17 protein-coding genes are annotated in these 16253 nt (G+C 56.6%); 11 read left to right on the forward strand and 6 right to left on the reverse strand.

What is annotated here, in order from left to right; genetic code table 11:
• Positions 1-7 precede the first annotated feature (7 nt).
• The 5 genes from urtB (at position 8) to zinT (ending at position 4872) form a co-directional block, all read left to right on the forward strand.
• Positions 8-1582, forward strand: coding sequence for an urea ABC transporter permease subunit UrtB (gene urtB / locus ETG88_RS05610; RefSeq protein ID WP_129034896.1), 1575 nt, complete (start codon positions 8-10; stop codon positions 1580-1582).
• Entirely contained in the window at positions 1582-2655 is a 1074-nt protein-coding gene (gene urtC / locus ETG88_RS05615) for an urea ABC transporter permease subunit UrtC (RefSeq protein ID WP_123427957.1), read from the forward strand. The genes urtB and urtC overlap by 1 nt, the downstream gene beginning before the upstream one ends.
• Positions 2655-3452 carry an urea ABC transporter ATP-binding protein UrtD gene (gene urtD, locus ETG88_RS05620; RefSeq protein ID WP_107703587.1) on the forward strand — a complete coding sequence of 266 codons (798 nt, stop codon included), beginning with the start codon at positions 2655-2657 and terminating at the stop codon, positions 3450-3452. Before urtC ends, urtD begins: the two co-directional genes overlap by 1 nt.
• 10 nt (positions 3453-3462) lie before the next feature.
• Positions 3463-4161 (forward strand): urea ABC transporter ATP-binding subunit UrtE, encoded by a 699-nt coding sequence (gene urtE, locus ETG88_RS05625; protein ID WP_129034897.1) that lies wholly within the window; start codon positions 3463-3465, stop codon positions 4159-4161.
• Between the two features lie 69 nt (positions 4162-4230).
• Positions 4231-4872 carry a metal-binding protein ZinT gene (zinT, locus tag ETG88_RS05630; protein WP_129034898.1) on the forward strand — a complete coding sequence of 214 codons (642 nt, stop codon included), beginning with the start codon at positions 4231-4233 and terminating at the stop codon, positions 4870-4872.
• Positions 4873-4930: 58 nt separating this feature from the next.
• Here the strand turns inward: zinT and ydeE are convergent, their stop codons facing one another.
• Positions 4931-6124: an efflux MFS transporter YdeE gene (ydeE, locus tag ETG88_RS05635; RefSeq protein ID WP_123427951.1), complete on the reverse strand. Its 1194-nt coding sequence runs from the start codon at positions 6122-6124 to the stop codon at positions 4931-4933.
• Between the two features lie 189 nt (positions 6125-6313).
• Between ydeE and eamA the strand changes: the two genes are divergently transcribed.
• Entirely contained in the window at positions 6314-7213 is a 900-nt protein-coding gene (gene eamA, locus ETG88_RS05640) for an O-acetylserine/cysteine exporter (protein WP_129034899.1), read from the forward strand.
• Positions 7214-7245: 32 nt separating this feature from the next.
• Here the strand turns inward: eamA and marB are convergent, their stop codons facing one another.
• From marB to marR, 3 genes are read right to left on the reverse strand one after another with little or no spacing between them, the layout of a single operon-like run.
• A complete protein-coding gene (gene marB / locus ETG88_RS05645) occupies positions 7246-7464 on the reverse strand; it encodes a multiple antibiotic resistance protein MarB (protein ID WP_100780185.1) in 219 nt (72 codons plus the stop codon).
• 31 nt (positions 7465-7495) lie between these two features.
• Positions 7496-7879 (reverse strand): MDR efflux pump AcrAB transcriptional activator MarA, encoded by a 384-nt coding sequence (gene marA, locus ETG88_RS05650; RefSeq protein WP_142503360.1) that lies wholly within the window; start codon positions 7877-7879, stop codon positions 7496-7498.
• Between the two features lie 17 nt (positions 7880-7896).
• Positions 7897-8331 (reverse strand): multiple antibiotic resistance transcriptional regulator MarR, encoded by a 435-nt coding sequence (gene marR, locus ETG88_RS05655; protein WP_100780183.1) that lies wholly within the window; start codon positions 8329-8331, stop codon positions 7897-7899.
• Positions 8332-8588: 257 nt separating this feature from the next.
• Here marR and ETG88_RS05660 point away from each other — a divergent pair, with 257 nt between their 5' ends.
• Positions 8589-9254 (forward strand): MarC family NAAT transporter, encoded by a 666-nt coding sequence (locus ETG88_RS05660; RefSeq protein WP_129034900.1) that lies wholly within the window; start codon positions 8589-8591, stop codon positions 9252-9254.
• 58 nt (positions 9255-9312) lie between these two features.
• Here the strand turns inward: ETG88_RS05660 and ETG88_RS05665 are convergent, their stop codons facing one another.
• Positions 9313-10509, reverse strand: a complete 1197-nt coding sequence (locus ETG88_RS05665) for a sugar transporter (protein WP_107703584.1) — start codon at positions 10507-10509, stop codon at positions 9313-9315.
• Between the two features lie 173 nt (positions 10510-10682).
• Between ETG88_RS05665 and ETG88_RS05670 the strand changes: the two genes are divergently transcribed.
• Together ETG88_RS05670 and ETG88_RS05675 are read left to right on the forward strand one after the other, a co-directional pair.
• Positions 10683-11477 (forward strand): PhzF family phenazine biosynthesis protein, encoded by a 795-nt coding sequence (locus ETG88_RS05670; RefSeq protein ID WP_102103710.1) that lies wholly within the window; start codon positions 10683-10685, stop codon positions 11475-11477.
• A 224-nt stretch (positions 11478-11701) separates the two neighbouring features.
• Complete coding sequence (locus ETG88_RS05675) at positions 11702-12184, forward strand: GNAT family N-acetyltransferase (RefSeq protein WP_129034901.1); 483 nt, start codon at positions 11702-11704, stop codon at positions 12182-12184.
• On the opposite strand, the gene ptrR is transcribed toward ETG88_RS05675, so the two are convergent.
• The gene (gene ptrR, locus ETG88_RS05680) at positions 12138-13016 is read right to left on the reverse strand and encodes a putrescine utilization regulator PtrR (RefSeq protein ID WP_102103712.1); all 879 of its coding nucleotides are present in this window, start codon (positions 13014-13016) and stop codon (positions 12138-12140) included. The two genes, ETG88_RS05675 and ptrR, sit on opposite strands and share 47 nt — an antisense overlap.
• 99 nt (positions 13017-13115) lie before the next feature.
• On the opposite strand from ptrR, the gene sad reads away from it, so the two are divergent.
• Positions 13116-14504: a succinate-semialdehyde dehydrogenase gene (sad, locus tag ETG88_RS05685; RefSeq protein WP_129034902.1), complete on the forward strand. Its 1389-nt coding sequence runs from the start codon at positions 13116-13118 to the stop codon at positions 14502-14504.
• 122 nt (positions 14505-14626) lie between these two features.
• Positions 14627-16204 carry a methyl-accepting chemotaxis protein gene (locus ETG88_RS05690; protein ID WP_129034903.1) on the forward strand — a complete coding sequence of 526 codons (1578 nt, stop codon included), beginning with the start codon at positions 14627-14629 and terminating at the stop codon, positions 16202-16204.
• The last annotated feature ends 49 nt before the right edge of the window (positions 16205-16253 follow it).

Below are 16253 nucleotides of genomic sequence, written 5' to 3' on the forward strand. Positions count from 1 at the left end.
AAAAGCCATGAGCGTAATGCGAATGTTCGTCGCAATAGTCTGGCTTGCCGGTCTGCTGCCAGGGATGGCGCAGGCGTCGGATGCGGACAACTTTGTCGCCGCAAGCCGCAGCCAGCAAACTGCACTGCTGGAACACTGGGCCGTCGCGCCGGATGTCAAACGCCTGCCGCTGTTGCAGGCCTTGCAGAAAGAGAACCTGTTTGCTGACGGGCAGAAGCACGCTTTTGCTCGCGTCAACGGCGAGATGGTCGCGCTGGGTGATGCGTCGACGGTGGCGGGTGAGCCGAAAGCGGTCCGTCTGACCAACCGCCTGCGGGTGTTGGCCTCGACGGCGCTGTCCACACACCTGCTCGCCAGTGACAACGTCACGCAAAGGGCGCGTGCCGCGCTTCAGTTGCAGCGCGATGCCACGCCGGACATGTTGAACATGTTGCAGCAACGTCTGCTCGTCGAGAAGGATGACGGCGTGCATCAGGCGCTGGAAGTGGCGCTGGCAAATCTCCAGCTGGTCAGCCCGCAGGCGGAGGTGCGTTTGCAGGCGGTTGAGCTGCTGGGGCACTCAGCCAATCCGGAAACCCAGACCCGTCTGTTGCCTTATACCCAGCCCCAAACGGAACCCGACGCCCGCGTGCGCGAGGCGGCGGAAAACAGCCTGAGCAAAATACAGCATCGTCTGCTGATAAGCGATCTGCTGGGGCAGGCCTTTATGGGGTTGTCGCTGGGGTCCGTACTGCTGCTGGCGGCGCTGGGACTTGCGATCACCTACGGCTTGCTGGGGGTGATCAATATGGCGCACGGCGAAATGCTGATGCTGGGCGCCTACTGTACGTGGATGGTTCAGCAAATGATGGCGCAGTTTATGCCCCAGTGGCTGGCATTTTATCCGGTGGTGGCGCTGCCGGTAGCCTTCCTGGTGACTGCCGGTATCGGTATGGCGCTGGAGCGCACGATTATTCGCCATCTCTACGGTCGACCGCTGGAAACGCTGCTCGCGACCTGGGGCATCAGCCTGATGATTATCCAGATTGTGCGCATGACCTTTGGCGCGCAGAACCTGGAAGTGGCTAACCCGGCGTGGCTGTCGGGGGGCGTGCAGGTGTTTGCCAATCTAATTTTGCCGTGGAACCGTCTGGTGGTGCTGGGATTTGTGCTGCTGGTCCTGTTCTTCACCTGGCTTATCCTCAACAAAACCCGCCTGGGGCTAAACGTACGGGCGGTGACGCAAAACCGCAGTATGGCCGCCTGCTGCGGCGTGCCGACCGGGCGCGTCGATATGCTGGCGTTTGGACTGGGATCGGGGATCGCGGGATTGGGAGGCGTGGCGCTGTCGCAGCTCGGTAACGTCGGGCCGGAACTCGGGCAGGGTTACATCATCGATTCGTTCCTCGTGGTGGTGCTGGGCGGTGTCGGCCAGCTGGCAGGCAGCGTGGCCGCGGCATTTGGCCTCGGGATCTTCAACAAAATTCTTGAACCGCAAATGGGTGCCGTGCTCGGCAAAATCCTGATTCTGGTGGCGATCATTCTGTTTATTCAGAAGCGTCCTCAGGGGTTGTTTGCACTTAAAGGGAGGGTGACAGACTGATGAGCCAGCCGCTGACGTTAACCCTGGCGCGAAAAGCGCCACGCTTTATCCCGCTTTTTGGCAGCCTGATACTTGCCATTTTGCTGGTCCTGCCGTTTCTGGCGCTGCTGCCGGCCAGCCATCCGCTGTCAGTTTCCACCTGGATGCTGACGCTTGTCGGGAAGATCCTCTGCTATGCGATCGTTGCCGTCGCCCTCGACCTGGTCTGGGGTTATGCCGGAATGCTCTCTCTGGGGCACGGTATTTTCTTTGCTCTCGGCGGGTATGCGATGGGGATGTACCTGATGCGTCAGGCGTCGGGCGAAAGCCTCCCGGCGTTTATGTCGTTTCTCTCCTGGAGCGAACTGCCGTGGTTCTGGTGGGGCACACAGCATTTTGCCTGGGCGATGCTGCTGGTGGTGATGATCCCCGGCCTGCTGGCGCTGATCTTCGGCTGGTTTGCCTTTCGCTCAAAAATCAAAGGGGTCTATTTTTCGATCATGACCCAGGCGCTGACCTACGCGGGCATGCTCCTGTTCTTTCGCAATGAAACCGGCTTTGGCGGCAACAACGGCTTTACCGGGTTTACCACGCTGCTGGGCTTTTCGGTGACGGCAACCACCACGCGTATCGCCCTGTTTCTGGCGACCGTTGTCCTGCTGGTGGCCTCGCTTGCCATCGGTTTTGCGCTGGCGAAAAGCAAATTTGGTCGCATCCTGACGGCGGTGCGCGATGCGGAAAACCGCTTGACGTTTTGCGGCTACGATCCGCGTGGTTTCAAACTGCTGGTCTGGACGCTTTCGGCGGTACTGTGTGGGCTGGCCGGGGCGCTGTACGTCCCGCAGGTGGGGATTATCAATCCCGGCGAAATGTCGCCAACTAACTCCATTGAAGCCGCGATTTGGGTGGCTCTCGGTGGGCGAGGAACGCTGGTCGGCCCGGTGATTGGCGCGGCGCTGGTCAACGGTGCGAAAAGCTATTTCACCGTGGCGATGCCGGAATACTGGCAGCTGTTTCTCGGCGGAATTTTTATCGCCGTCACGCTCTTTTTACCGCGCGGCGTCTACGGGCTTTTTCGTAAGGGAGAGAAATAATGCAGCCAGCCGAAGGACTCTTTACCCGGCAGTTGCCCGGCGACCGCTTTCGCGATCAGACCGACCCGGTGCTCCAGCTGGAGTCGATTAACGTCAATTTCGACGGTTTTCAGGCGCTGACGGATCTGTCGCTCAACATTGGCGTGGGTGAATTGCGTTGCGTCATTGGGCCGAACGGCGCGGGGAAAACCACGCTGATGGACGTGATTACAGGCAAAACGCGGCCACAAAGCGGGCGGGCGATTTACGATCAGTCGATAGATTTAACGGGTCTCGATCCGGCGGCGATTGCACGCCAGGGGATCGGGCGCAAATTCCAGAAACCGACCGTATTCGAAGCCCTGACGGTGTGGGAAAATCTGGAGCTGGCGATGAAGGGCGACAAATCCGTGTGGGCCAGTCTGCGCGCGCGTTTGACGTCAGAGCAGAGCGACCGTATCCACGAGATGTTAACGCTGCTGCGCCTGAGCGCCGAGCGCGACCGGCGCGCCGGGATGCTCTCTCACGGGCAAAAGCAGTTTCTGGAAATCGGCATGCTGCTGGTACAGGAGCCGCATTTGCTGCTGCTCGATGAGCCTGCCGCCGGGATGACGGATGCAGAAACCGAATATTCGGCAGAGCTGTTTCGCACGCTTGCCGGAAAGCACTCCCTGATGGTGGTCGAGCACGACATGGGCTTTGTTGAAACCATCGCCGATCACGTCACCGTTCTGCATCAGGGGCGAGTGCTGGCGGAAGGCTCGCTGCGCGAGGTGCAGGCCAACGAGCAGGTGATTGAAGTCTATCTGGGACGCTAAAGGAGCCGTCATGCTACAGGTTAACGAACTGAATCAATATTACGGCGGCAGCCACATTTTACGCGGCGTGAGTTTTGATGCGCCCGGCGGGGAGGTCACCTGCTTGCTCGGGCGCAACGGCGTGGGAAAAACAACCTTACTCAAATGCCTGATGGGGCTGATTCCGGCGCGTAGCGGGGAGATTGTCTGGCAGGGCAAAACCATCACTCACGCCAGGCCGCACCATCGCGTGCAGTCTGGCGTGGCGTACGTGCCGCAGGGGCGTGAGATTTTTCCGCGTCTGTCGGTGGAAGAAAACCTGCTGCTGGGGATGTCTCGTTTCTCCGCGCGCGAGGCGAAAAGCGTCCCGGAGGATATCTGGCAGCTGTTTCCGGTGCTCAAAGAGATGAAGCACCGTCGCGGGGGCGATCTCTCTGGCGGGCAACAGCAGCAATTGGCAATTGGCCGCGCGCTGGCAAGCCGTCCGCAGCTGCTGATCCTCGATGAGCCAACAGAAGGCATTCAGCCGTCAGTGATTAAAGAGATTGGCGTGGTGATCCGCCAGCTCGCCAGCCGGGGCGATATGGCGATTTTACTGGTGGAGCAGTTCTATGATTTTGCCGCGGAACTGGCGGATAACTATCTGCTGATGTCGCGCGGAAGCATCATTCAGCGCGGGCGTGGAGAAAACATGGAGCAGGAGGGCGTTCGAGGCTTAGTGGCGATCTGAGGGTTATTGTTTTTTGAGATGTTATATTATAACATTCGCATTCTCATAACATGGAGTGAGGATCGCGTTTTGGCAGCACATATTGGAAAATTTGCAATGACTCTGGGGGCGCTGCTGGTCAGCGGCCATCTGTTTGCCCACTCGCACGGTCACCAGATGACCGAAGCGGAACAACAAGCGGCGAACGGGGTATTCGAGGATAAAGACGTTAAAGACCGCAAGCTCTCCGACTGGGACGGTACCTGGCAGTCCGTTTATCCTTTCCTGGTTGACGGTTCACTGGATCCGGTTTTTAAAAAGAAAGCGGAAAAAGAGGGAAGCAAATCCTTTGACGAGGTGAAAGCCTACTATCGCAAAGGATACGCCACGGACGTAGACACCATCGGCATTGAAAATAACGTGATGGAGTTCCACACCGGCAATACGGTGGCGAGTTGTCATTATGACTACAGCGGGTTCAAGATCCTGACCTACGCGTCAGGCAAGAAGGGCGTGCGTTACCTGTTTGAGTGTAAAGACGCCAGCTCTAAAGCACCAAAATTTGTGCAGTTCAGCGACCACACTATCGGCCCGCGTGCCTCGGCGCATTTCCATCTCTTTATGGGCAATACCTCCCATGAGGCGCTGCTGAAAGAGATGGATAACTGGCCGACCTATTATCCGAATGAGATGTTTAAAAAGCAGGTGGTGGAGGAGATGTTGCACCATTAAGGTTCCTGCAAGACATGCTGTTAAACGCCGGGCACACAAAACGCTGCCCGGCAACACGCTACGCCGTTTCCACTCGCTCAGCCCAGGGCTTCACGCTCATCCCGCGCAGGATCATCAGCCAGGCCACCACAATCGCGACCATCATAATCACAAACAGCGACCAGTGCGGCAGGTGGGTCAGAATAAGCCCGGTAATCATCGGGTTCGCCGCCGCGCCCAGCCAGCCTAGCGCCTGCGCCGAGAAGTAGCTCGCTTTCATCCCTGGCGGCGCGATGTTATCGATCAGCAGATATTCACCCGGTGCATAGATAATCTCGCCGATGGTAAACACCGCCGAGGCAATTCCCCAATAGATCAAATTGGTGCCCGAGAGCATAAACCCGCCCAGCCCGAGCAGGAAGAAGAGTGTCCCGAGCGCCATCAGCGGACGAATATTGCTGGCCTTCAGCCTGCGACCGATAAAATATTGCAGAGAGACCACCATCGCGGCGTTGGCAGGCAGCACCACGGCGACCACTTTTTCTGCGAATTCACTGGTGTAATCCGCCGCCAGCACATACTGGGAGATACAGCTGGCGAACGAGCCGCCGACGTAAGAGGCCAGCAGACCAGAGAGCGTATACCAGAACAGCGCCCGGTCGCGAAGCAGCACCGAGGGTTGCCACGGAACGGTGACGTTGTCACTGTCTGCCGCAATGCTCTTTTGCACATACACCTGAATAAACACCAGCGGCAGCGCGGCGCAGAAAGCCGCCAGCCAGAACGGCAGTTGCAGGCTGTACATCACCAGCAGCGTGCCAATCGGCGGCCCGACCGTCCAGCCGATATTCAGGAAACTGTAGTTGAGAGAGAAGACGCGCGCTTTCTCGCCAGGCGTCAGTACATCTGCAAACCAGGCTTTGAGTACGGTTGAGAACACAGAGTACGCGCAGTTAATCACCGCGAAGAACAGCACCACCAGGGTGACATTATTCACCAGCGGAATGGCCACGAAACCGGCGATAAACGCCAGAATCGACAGCAGCATATAGCGCTTTTTATCGAACTTATCCGCCAGGATGCCAAACCCCATGCTGAACACCACGCCAATGGTCAGGGCGATGGTCAGGGCATAGCCGATATTCGCCACGCTCATCTGGTAAACGCGCGTGAGGTAGATGGTCATAAAGGGCAGCGTGGCCCCCCGACCGATGGTTAATAGTAATGACGATGCCAACAACGCTGCGGTTGAGCGCCTGAGTGATGATTTCATTTTCCTGCCCGACATATGCTTATGCTTTTTTTATGTCTCAATGATTATCACGCCATAAGGGGAGTTGTATACCACCCAATTTTTCCGTAAGTGCTTTGTCTGACTGCCAGAATTAATGATCTTTTCCTCACTCGCTTTTTTCGTTACCTTGAATCTGTTTACAAAAATTTAATAAATCAGGGGCAGGGTATGACGCGCAAAGACGGACTGCTGGCGTTGCTGGTGGTCGTGGTATGGGGACTGAATTTTGTGGTGATTAAAGTGGGGCTGCACAATATGCCTCCGCTGATGCTCGCCGGTTTGCGCTTTTTACTGGTGGCCTTCCCGGCGCTGTTTTTTGTCGCCCGTCCAAAGATCCCGTTTCGTCTGCTGCTCGGTTACGGCCTGACCATCAGCTTTGGTCAGTTTGCCTTTCTGTTTTGCGCCATCAAGTTTGGGATGCCAGCCGGGCTGGCGTCGCTGGTGTTACAGGCGCAGGCTTTCTTCACCATCATTCTAGGCGCGTTTGTCTTTGGTGAGCGTTTTCAGGGCAAACAGCTGGCGGGGATTACGCTTGCGGTATTTGGCGTGCTGGTGCTCGCCGAAGCGAGCCTGAACGGTCAGCATGTGGCGATGCTGGGCTTTATGCTCACACTGGCCGCAGGGCTGAGCTGGGCGTGCGGAAATATCTTCAACAAGCTGATCATGCAGCACGAGGCGCGCCCGGCGGTGATGTCGCTGGTGGTCTGGAGCGCGCTGATCCCGGTCATTCCGTTTATGGTGGCGTCGCTGATGTTTGACGGCCCGGCGCTGATGCTGAAAAGCCTGATTGAGATCGATCTCATCACCATTTTGTCGCTGGTGTATCTGGCTTTCGTCGCGACGATTGTCGGGTATGGCATCTGGGGAACGCTGCTCGGGCGTTATGAAACCTGGCGCGTGGCGCCGTTGTCGCTGCTGGTGCCGGTGGTCGGGCTGGCGAGTGCGGCAGTTCTGCTGGGCGAAAAACTGACGATGCTGCAACTGATCGGCGCGGTGCTGATCATGGCCGGGCTGTACATCAATGTCTTTGGATTGCGGCTGCGTCGGGCGACGCGCATCAGGGGATGAAAAAAGCCCCGCAAACGCGGGGCAAAAACGAATCAGAGGTCGTGCTGATTGTAATACGGCACGCCTAATTCGTCGGATTTGTCGCTACCCGCACCCATATGATTGAAATCAAACGGTGATTGATCGTGTGCGGTAGGCAGAACCATCGTAGTGCGGCTGTTCTGCTGATTAGCGTGAGTGGTTTGCTCCGCAAAAGTCTGGCCGGAGACCAGCACCAGTAAGGTGAGGGCGGCGGAGGCGATACGTTTCATGATTTCCTCGGTTACGTCTTATTACAGGCGATTAGCAATTACAATGTGTTAGCGGATGCAGATAGCGGGATTCGCCGGGCATACTGGTGATTCGGTACTTGTGCGGCGGCACGTCGAAATAGTTCTTAAACGTGCGGGTCAGGGTTTGTTGCGATTCAAACCCATAACGCTCAGCCAGATACAGAATCGGCTCGTTGCTCTCTTTCAGCTTCTGCGCAATTTCCGTCAGCTTACGGCTGCGGATGTATTGCCCTAAAGAATGACCGGTCTCTTTTTTGAACATCCGTTGCAGGTGCCATTTTGAGTAACCTGAACGCTCAGACACCTTCTCAAGTGAGAGCGGCGATTCCAGGTTATCTTCGATCCAGTCCAAAATGCTATGAATAGTGATGGCGTCATTATTGCGTCTGGACATCGTCATACCTCTTCTGTTTACGGCAGGATTTTCTTCAGCAAATGCTCAAGAGTGACCACTTCATCCGCCGTTAAGTTTTTTGTTAGTTCCTGGTGCAGTGTTTGTCCTACTAACTCATGACAGCGCTCACACATGGCCGCACCATCGCTGGTGAGCTGCACCAGTACGCCGCGCTTGTCATTGGGGTTAGGTCGCCTTTCAATCCATCCTTTGCAGACAAGACGATCGAGCATGCGCGTGAGCGCGCCAAGGTCGACAGAGAGCACCTTTTTCAGCTCAACCGGGGTGATGCACACTTCGCAGCGAATGGAGCACAGCACTTTGAACTGGGTCGCAGTGATGTCCATCGGAGACAGATAGTCGTTGAGCAGGCGATCTTTTTTCTGGTTCACCATATGAATAAGACGGCCCAGTGGAATAATTTCGTTAAAGAGATCACTGGTGCTTTTCACAATGGTTGCCCTGGCAAGTAGTTTAATCACGGCAGATATTATTGCTCAGGCAAGTATAAGTCAACCGAATGTATCCGCCGATGCCACGATTTGCTAAAACGTTTCATGAACTTTTTTTGAGTCCTTTTAAATCATAAACATAACGCAGGGTTATCGTAATTCAGCGGAAAACACTGCTTACGTTGTCTGCGTGGCTGTGTCAGGCCATTTCACCGTATACTGTCTGTGTTGATTATGGATAAGGACGACGACGCACTATGGTGGAATTAATTCAGGCAATAGGACTTGGGCTGGTGGTGCTGTTGCCGCTGGCGAACCCGTTAACAACCGTGGCGTTGTTTTTAGGGCTGGCGGGCAACATGAACAGCGCCGAACGTAACCACCAGTCGTTGATGGCGTCGGTGTATGTTTTCATCATCATGATGGTGGCTTATTACGCCGGACAGGTGGTGATGAACACGTTCGGGATTTCGATTCCCGGGTTACGAATTGCAGGGGGCTTAATCGTCGCCTTTATCGGTTTCCGCATGCTGTTCCCGGCGCACAAAGCCCATGAATCGCCGGAAGCGAAAAGCAAATCGGAAGAGATGGAGTCTGAGCCTTCCGCTAATATCGCATTTGTACCGCTCGCCATGCCAAGCACGGCAGGGCCAGGGACGATAGCGATGATTATCAGCTCCGCGTCAACGGTACGTGATGGCACAACCTTCTCCGCGTGGGTCGTCATGGTGGCGCCACCGCTGATCTTTGCCATTATCGGCTTCATTTTATGGGGATGTTTGCGCAGTTCCGGCGCGATCATGCGTTGGGTGGGTAAAGGCGGTATCGAGGCGATTTCTCGTCTGATGGGCTTCCTGCTGGTCTGTATGGGTGTGCAGTTTATTATTAACGGCGTACTGGAAATTATTAAGACCTACCACTAACACAGCCGGGCCTACACAATCTGTAGGCCCGGGCAATTGCTACTCTCTTCGGCAAAAATTACCCGTGATGCGTCTGCTCTTCCAGCGCCACCGGCCATTTGCGGAAGATCAGAATCGACCAGATCAACGCTGCCAGCGCCGGAATCGCCCCCAGATAGCCAATCGCTGACATAGAAAAATGCAGGCTGATCTGATTTCCCACCAGCGCACCCGCGCCGATGCCTAAATTGAAGATCCCGGAGAAGAGCGACATCGCTACATCGGTGGCATCCGGTGCCAGCGCGAGGACTTTAACCTGCATACCGAGGCCGATAATCATCATCGCCACGCCCCAGCAAATACTCAGTATCGCCAGATTTGTCTCGCTGCCTGCCGCCGGCATCAGCAACACCAGACACAGCATCAGGGCACCGATAGCGCCGCTCACCAGCAGCGACGCGTGTTGATTGCCCAGTTTGCCAAACAGGATACTGCCGATAATGCCAGCCCCGCCGAGGAGGAGCAGCAGCACCGTTGCAAAATTAGCGCTAAAGCCCGCGACAACCTGAACAAAAGGTTCAATATAGCTGTAGGCCGTGTAGTGGGCGGTAACGACAATGACCGTCAGCAGATAAATACTCATCAGCGCCGGGCGGCGGAACAGCACCGGCAAGCTTTTAAGCGAGCCAGAGTGTTCACTCGGTAATTTCGGCAGGAGTTTGATCAGGCACAGCAGGGTGATCAACGCGCCCATACCGATGGCAAAGAAGGTGGTTCTCCAGCCGAAATACTGCCCGACGATGCGCCCGATAGGCAGGCCGAGCACCATCGCCAGTGCGGTGCCGGTCGCCAGCAGGCTCAGCGCCTGCGCGCGTTTACCTGCAGGTGCCAGACGAATGGCCAGCGAGGCGGTAATCGACCAGAAAATGGCGTGAGCGAACGCAATACCGATGCGGCTTATCACCAGCACGGTAAAATTCCAGGCGAGGAACGACAGCACATGGCTGGCGATAAACAGCACAAACAGGCCAATCAACAGCTTGCGTCGCTCCATCTGGCTGGTCAGCAGCATAAACGGCAGGGACATCAGCGCTACCACCCACGCGTAGATGGTCAGCATGATCCCGACCTGCGCAGTTTCCATCTGGAAACTTTGAGCGATATCGGAAAGCAGACCCACGGGAACAAATTCCGTGGTATTGAATATAAACGCGGCAATGGCAAGCGTGACCACACGTAGCCACGCGACCTTGCGTGAAACTGTGTTCGAAGGCATAAGATTTGGGGTTCGTTGCTGAAAAGATGAGAGGGCGATCTTAAAGCCTTAACTGGCTAAAAGACAATCATTATGTGATGCAGATCTCAATATTTTGCTTATACGTCCTGTAGCGAAGGGCGTTGTTTTCCTTGAATATAAAGAACAGCACAATAAAAACAGGCGGTACGACGATGCAAGAAATTGATTTTTATCTGGTGGATGCCTTCAGCGATAAAGCCTTTGGTGGCAACGCCGCCGCAGTGTGTCCGCTGGAGGAGTGGCTTCCGGACGAGACGTTGCTCAGCATGGCGAAGCAACATAATCAGTCGGAGACGGCGTTCTTCGTGCGTACGGACGAGGGTTTTGAGCTGCGCTGGTTTACGACACTTGATGAGATTGACCTGTGCGGGCATGCCACGCTGGCGGCGTCGCATGTGATCTTCGAATATCTCGACTATCCGCATACGGAAATTACCTTCACTACCCGTTTTGTCGGCAAACTGACCGTAAAACGCAACGGCGACTGGCTGACGCTCAACTTCCCGGCCTGGGCGAGTGAGTCCGTCGATAACCCTCCGGCGCTGCTGTTTTACTCGCTTGGGATCACCAGCGCGAAAGAGGTTCGCGTGGCGCGAGACTATATGGTGGTGCTGGAAAACCAGCAGCAGGTTGAGTCCATCAGCCCGGATATCTCATCCATGATCCCGCTCGACAAAATGGTCTGCATTACGGCGCCCGGCGACGAAGCGGATTTCGTCAGCCGCTTCTTCTGCCCAGGTGAAGGCGTGCCAGAAGATCCGGTGACGGGCTCCACCCACAGTATGCTGATCCCCTACTGGAGCGAAAAGCTCGGCAAAACGCAGATGCAGGCGCGCCAGGTGTCGGCGAGAGGCGGGGATCTGCGCTGTGAGCTACAGGGCGACCGGGTGCTGATTGGCGGGCAAGCCACGCTGTATCTCAAAGGAAAAATCTTCCTGCGCCAGTAGTCTCCGTTTTTACGTCTACATGCCCGCAGCCTGCGGGCATGCTGCCAGTAGGGGGAGATGTTATCGCGGTTTAAACACAATGACTGTATATAATTACAGTTCCCCGCATTTTTGGCACCCTTTATCAGGTAATCCTCAAACGAGGTGCAGAGATAAGTTAAAAGTATGAACACCTGAACCGAGGTGGCAGCTATGTTGATAACAAACAACAAAAGGAGCCTGCCATGTATTCTATTACCTCTGAATCTGCCTCTCATCCGGATATTCTGGCGCTGATCGCCGCCCTGGACAGCTATCAAACTGAGCTTTACCCGGCGGAAAGCAACCATCTGGTCGATCTCACCCAGCTGGCGGCGGGGTCGCTTTTAATGATGGTGATCCGTGATAACCAGCTGAATGCCGTGGGCTGCGGGGCGATCGTGCTCAACGACGACGGCAGCGGGGAGATGAAACGGGTGTATATCGATCCCACCCATCGCGGACAAAGGCTTGGGGAAAAACTGCTGGCGGCGCTGGAAGACGAAGCCCTGAGCCGCCACTGCCACACGTTGCGCCTCGAAACCGGTATCAAGCAGCACGCGGCTATCCAGCTGTATGAGCGCTGCGGTTATCAGGCGCGCCCGGCGTTTCCGCCCTACGACGAAGATCCGCTAAGCCTGTTTATGGAGAAGGAGCTGGTGGCTGACGTTCGTTTAGCAGTGCTATAAACGCTTCAAGCTGACGCGTCATTGCACCGCGTCGCCACACCAGCCAGGTCGTGAGCCAGCGCCAGTTTTCTGCCAGCGGCCACGCCTCCACCTGAAGATGCCCCGGCATGCTCTCCAGCATCGAGCGGGGCATCAGCGCAATACCTGCGCCCGCAATCACACAGGCCAGCATACCGTGGTACGACTCCATCTCATGGATCCGCCCCGGCGTGGCGCGATCTGCGTGAAACCAGCTCTCCAGATGCCGTCTGTAGGAGCAGTTGGCGCGAAACGCGTACACGTCCCGACCGCTCACCTGCGTGGCGCGCGACACCTTTTCATGCCCGGCGGCGGCAACCAGCATCATCTCTTCCTGATAGACCGGCATCCCGTCCAGCTCCGGATGCGAGAGCGGCCCGTCGACAAACGCTGCGCTCAACGTGCCCTCCAGCACGCCATCAATCATCGTGCCGGAAGGTCCGGTGGACAGGGCGAACTGGATGCGCGGATAGCGCTGGTTAAACTGCGCCAGGGATTCAGGAATGCGCACCGCGGCGGTGCTCTCCAGCGCCCCCAGAGCGAACAGCCCCTGCGGCTCATCCCCGGCGACCACCATCCGCGCCTCATCGACCAGGGCGAGGATCTGCTTGCTGTAGCGCAGAAAGTTATGCCCGGCGGGAGAGAGGCGCAAACGCTGGTTTTCACGGATAAACAGCTCAACGCCAAGATCCGCCTCCAGCTGACGGATTCGGGTGGTCAGGTTGGACGGCACACGATGCACCTTTTGCGCTGCCTGGGTTATGCTCCCGGTCTGCGCGACGGCGTTAAACATTTCGAGCTGAGTTAAATCCATAGCATTCTCTTTTCGTGAATAAGTGAGTCAGTATTATTCATTTTTAAGAAATAGCAGAGTGAGCCACAATCAATCAACCCTTATTATGTGGAGAAGACTATGACTCATTCACCGGCTATTCATGCGCTGTCAATTAATCCGGCTAACGGCGAAACCCTCGCGGCCTATCCGTGGGCCACCGCCGCCGAGGTAGAGCAGGCGATCGCGCGGGCGGATCGCGGTTTCCGTCAGTGGCGCGATGAAACCGTTTCTCACCGGGCGCAGAAACTGCGCGATCTTGCTAGCGCACTGCGGGCGCGCGCAGAAGAGATGGCGCAAATGATGTCCCGTGAAATGGGTAAACCTATTTTGCAGGCACGCGCCGAAGTCTCTAAATCTGCCGGTTTGTGCGACTGGTACGCCGAGCACGGCCCGGCGATGCTGACTGCGGAACCGACGCAGGTCGAAAATCAAAAAGCGGTGATCGAGTATCGCCCGCTGGGACCGGTGCTGGCGGTGATGCCGTGGAACTTCCCGCTGTGGCAGGTGCTGCGCGGGGCGGTACCGATTCTGCTCGCCGGTAACAGCTATCTGCTGAAACACGCGCCGAACGTTCTGGGGTCGGCGACGCTTATCGGCGAGATGTTCGCGGATGCCGGTTTTGCGCCAGGGGTGTTTGGATGGGTCAACGCCACGAACGACGGCGTCAGCAAGGCGATTAACGATCGTCGCATCGCTGCGATTACCGTCACCGGGAGCGTACGAGCCGGGGCGGCGATTGGCGCCCAGGCGGCTGCGGCCCTCAAAAAATGCGTGCTGGAGCTGGGTGGGTCCGATCCCTTTATCGTGCTGAACGATGCGGATCTGGATCTGGCCGTGAAAGCGGCCGTTGCCGGGCGCTATCAGAATACCGGACAGGTGTGCGCGGCCGCCAAACGCTTTATCGTCGAAGAGGGTATCGCTGAGCAGTTTACCGAACGCTTTGTCGCGGCCGCTGCGGCCCTGAAAATGGGCGCGCCCGATAACGAAGAGAACTATCTGGGGCCGATGGCGCGGTTCGATCTGCGTGATGAACTGCATCAGCAGGTACAGGCGACGCTTAACGAGGGCGCAACGCTTTTACTCGGCGGAGAGAAAGTGGCCGGTGCGGGGAATTACTATCCGGCGACCGTATTAGGCAACGTCACCCCAGAGATGACCGCGTTTCGTCAGGAGCTGTTCGGCCCGGTCGCCGCGATCACCGTGGCGAAAGACGCGGAACATGCCCTGATGCTTGCAAACGACAGTGATTTTGGTCTGTCGGCGACGGTGTTTACCGCCGATGCGCAACGTGCCGAGGCGTTTGCTCGCCAGCTGGAGTGTGGCGGGGTCTTCATCAATGGCTACAGCGCCAGCGATGCGCGCGTGGCTTTTGGCGGCGTGAAGAAGAGCGGCTTTGGCCGTGAGTTATCTCACTTTGGTTTGCATGAGTTCTGCAATATCCAGACCGTATGGAAAGACCGCGTGTAGGTCTTGTTAAACTTGCATAAAAGGCCTTCACCGCGAAGGCCTTTGTCATTTTTGTGTCATGGTTCTGTCATTTGCGTTTCGTAGACTCCCACGCGTCTAACGTACTGTTACAGAAGAATATTATGAACCTAACACAAATTTTCAGCCGTATTGCGAAGCGTCAGTTTGGTCTGCTGGCGGGCATCTTTTGTATTATCGGGCTTTTCTCCGCCCTGCAGCTCTCCTCGTCAATTCTCCTGACCGCCTCGCTTCGCGATGCCCAGCGCAATGAACAACAAAATCAGCTGGCGCAACAGCAGCAAAGTAAACTGGATCTGGCGCGTGTCTCCCTGCTGGCGGCAAGCGATCTGCTCAATCGTTCGGGCGTCTATTTTATGCAGGATAAAGAGACCGGCTCTGAAGGGAGCTGGAATAGTCTGATGGATGAAGCGCAAAAGGCGCTTAATGCTTCCCAGGAGGCCTGGAAGGGCTGGCTGGCGCTGAATCCGCCCAAAGACGAGGCGCTGATTAATAGCTATCAGTTATTCTACGGCGCCATCAATGAGCAGGCGGAAGGGCTGGTAAAGACACACTCCATCGACGCCTTTTTTGCCGTCCCCGCCCAGGCGTTTCAGACCGACTTTAATGATAACTACGCACGCTATCAGCAGCTGAGCGAGCAACGGGCAGGAGAAGGGCGCCAGTCGCTGATGGATCGCCTCGCTGATTTGCAGTCGCTGTTCCTGCTGGCGCCAGTGGTCCTGCTGCTGATTGCGGTGGCGGTGTGGTTTGGGATGTCGCGCTGGGTGATTGCCCCGCTGCGCAGGCTTATCGCTCATATCAACCAGCTTGCCGCCGGAGATCTCTCGGGTGCCGCGCCGGCTGTAAACAGTTTTAACCGCGAAATCGGGCAGTTGAGCGCCAGTATTAGCACCATGCAGCGCGGATTACAGCAGCTGGTGACGCAGGTGAGTGACGCCACAACCGCAATGGTGGAAAACATCGGCGAACTGGCGGAAGGCAATCAGAAGCTGTATCAGCAGTCTGCGCGGCAGGCCCAGGAGCTGAGCGACGTGACGGCGCACATCGCCACGCTGGAAACCCACGTGGAGGGCAATACGGTGTACGCGAAGCTTGCCAGCTCGCGTGCAGATGAGGCGCGTAAGACGGCGGCGGGGGGCGATATCATGATGTCGACCGTTAATGCCTCCATGCAGGCGATCGTAGAACGATCGTCAGAGATGCGCTGGATCGTCTCGATGATCGACAGCGTGGCATTTCAGACCAACATTCTGGCGCTGAACGCCGCTATTGAAGCCGCTCATGCGGGCAATCAGGGGCGAGGGTTTGCGGTTGTCGCGCGTGAAGTGGGGCTGCTGGCGAGAAAAAGCAGTCATTCGACGCAAACCATTCAGGAGCTGATTAATCACTCGTTACAGGGAATTGAAGACGGATCGAAAGCGGTGGTGAAGCTTGAGAACAACCTGCAACAGGTGACCGGGCTGGTGGCAAATCTGAGCGGTCTGCTTGACGATATTTCTGCCGCCACGATGAGTCAGGGGGAGAGTATTCATCAGATGACGCGCCAGCTGCAGGCGCTGAATCAGGTGTCGCAACAGACAGATGTACTGGTGACCACCGCCTCCCAGGCGTCGCGTCGCTTACACGATGAGTCGTATTTGCTGATGCAGGCGGTTTCGCGTTTTCGACTTCCCGCCTGACGCGACACATTCGCCTCTGTTATACTCGCAGCCCGTTTTTGGCCTCCAG

This window comes from Lelliottia nimipressuralis, assembly GCF_004115925.1.
Lineage (GTDB): Bacteria > Pseudomonadota > Gammaproteobacteria > Enterobacterales > Enterobacteriaceae > Enterobacter > Enterobacter nimipressuralis.

Excerpts from the sequence above, each read along its gene's own strand:
- ETG88_RS05675 (WP_129034901.1), top strand. The coding sequence starts at position 11,702 with ATGTATTCTATTACCTCTGAATCTGCCTCTCATCCGGATATTCTGGCG.
- urtE (WP_129034897.1), top strand. The coding sequence starts at position 3,463 with ATGCTACAGGTTAACGAACTGAATCAATATTACGGCGGCAGCCACATT.
- urtB (WP_129034896.1), top strand. The coding sequence starts at position 8 with ATGAGCGTAATGCGAATGTTCGTCGCAATAGTCTGGCTTGCCGGTCTG.
- ydeE (WP_123427951.1), bottom strand. The coding sequence starts at position 6,124 with ATGAAATCATCACTCAGGCGCTCAACCGCAGCGTTGTTGGCATCGTCA.
- ETG88_RS05690 (WP_129034903.1), top strand. The coding sequence starts at position 14,627 with ATGAACCTAACACAAATTTTCAGCCGTATTGCGAAGCGTCAGTTTGGT.
- ETG88_RS05665 (WP_107703584.1), bottom strand. The coding sequence starts at position 10,509 with ATGCCTTCGAACACAGTTTCACGCAAGGTCGCGTGGCTACGTGTGGTC.
- urtC (WP_123427957.1), top strand. The coding sequence starts at position 1,582 with ATGAGCCAGCCGCTGACGTTAACCCTGGCGCGAAAAGCGCCACGCTTT.
- sad (WP_129034902.1), top strand. The coding sequence starts at position 13,116 with ATGACTCATTCACCGGCTATTCATGCGCTGTCAATTAATCCGGCTAAC.
- ETG88_RS05660 (WP_129034900.1), top strand. The coding sequence starts at position 8,589 with ATGGTGGAATTAATTCAGGCAATAGGACTTGGGCTGGTGGTGCTGTTG.
- ETG88_RS05670 (WP_102103710.1), top strand. The coding sequence starts at position 10,683 with ATGCAAGAAATTGATTTTTATCTGGTGGATGCCTTCAGCGATAAAGCC.
- ptrR (WP_102103712.1), bottom strand. The coding sequence starts at position 13,016 with ATGGATTTAACTCAGCTCGAAATGTTTAACGCCGTCGCGCAGACCGGG.
- marA (WP_142503360.1), bottom strand. The coding sequence starts at position 7,879 with ATGTCCAGACGCAATAATGACGCCATCACTATTCATAGCATTTTGGAC.
- urtD (WP_107703587.1), top strand. The coding sequence starts at position 2,655 with ATGCAGCCAGCCGAAGGACTCTTTACCCGGCAGTTGCCCGGCGACCGC.
- marB (WP_100780185.1), bottom strand. The coding sequence starts at position 7,464 with ATGAAACGTATCGCCTCCGCCGCCCTCACCTTACTGGTGCTGGTCTCC.
- eamA (WP_129034899.1), top strand. The coding sequence starts at position 6,314 with ATGACGCGCAAAGACGGACTGCTGGCGTTGCTGGTGGTCGTGGTATGG.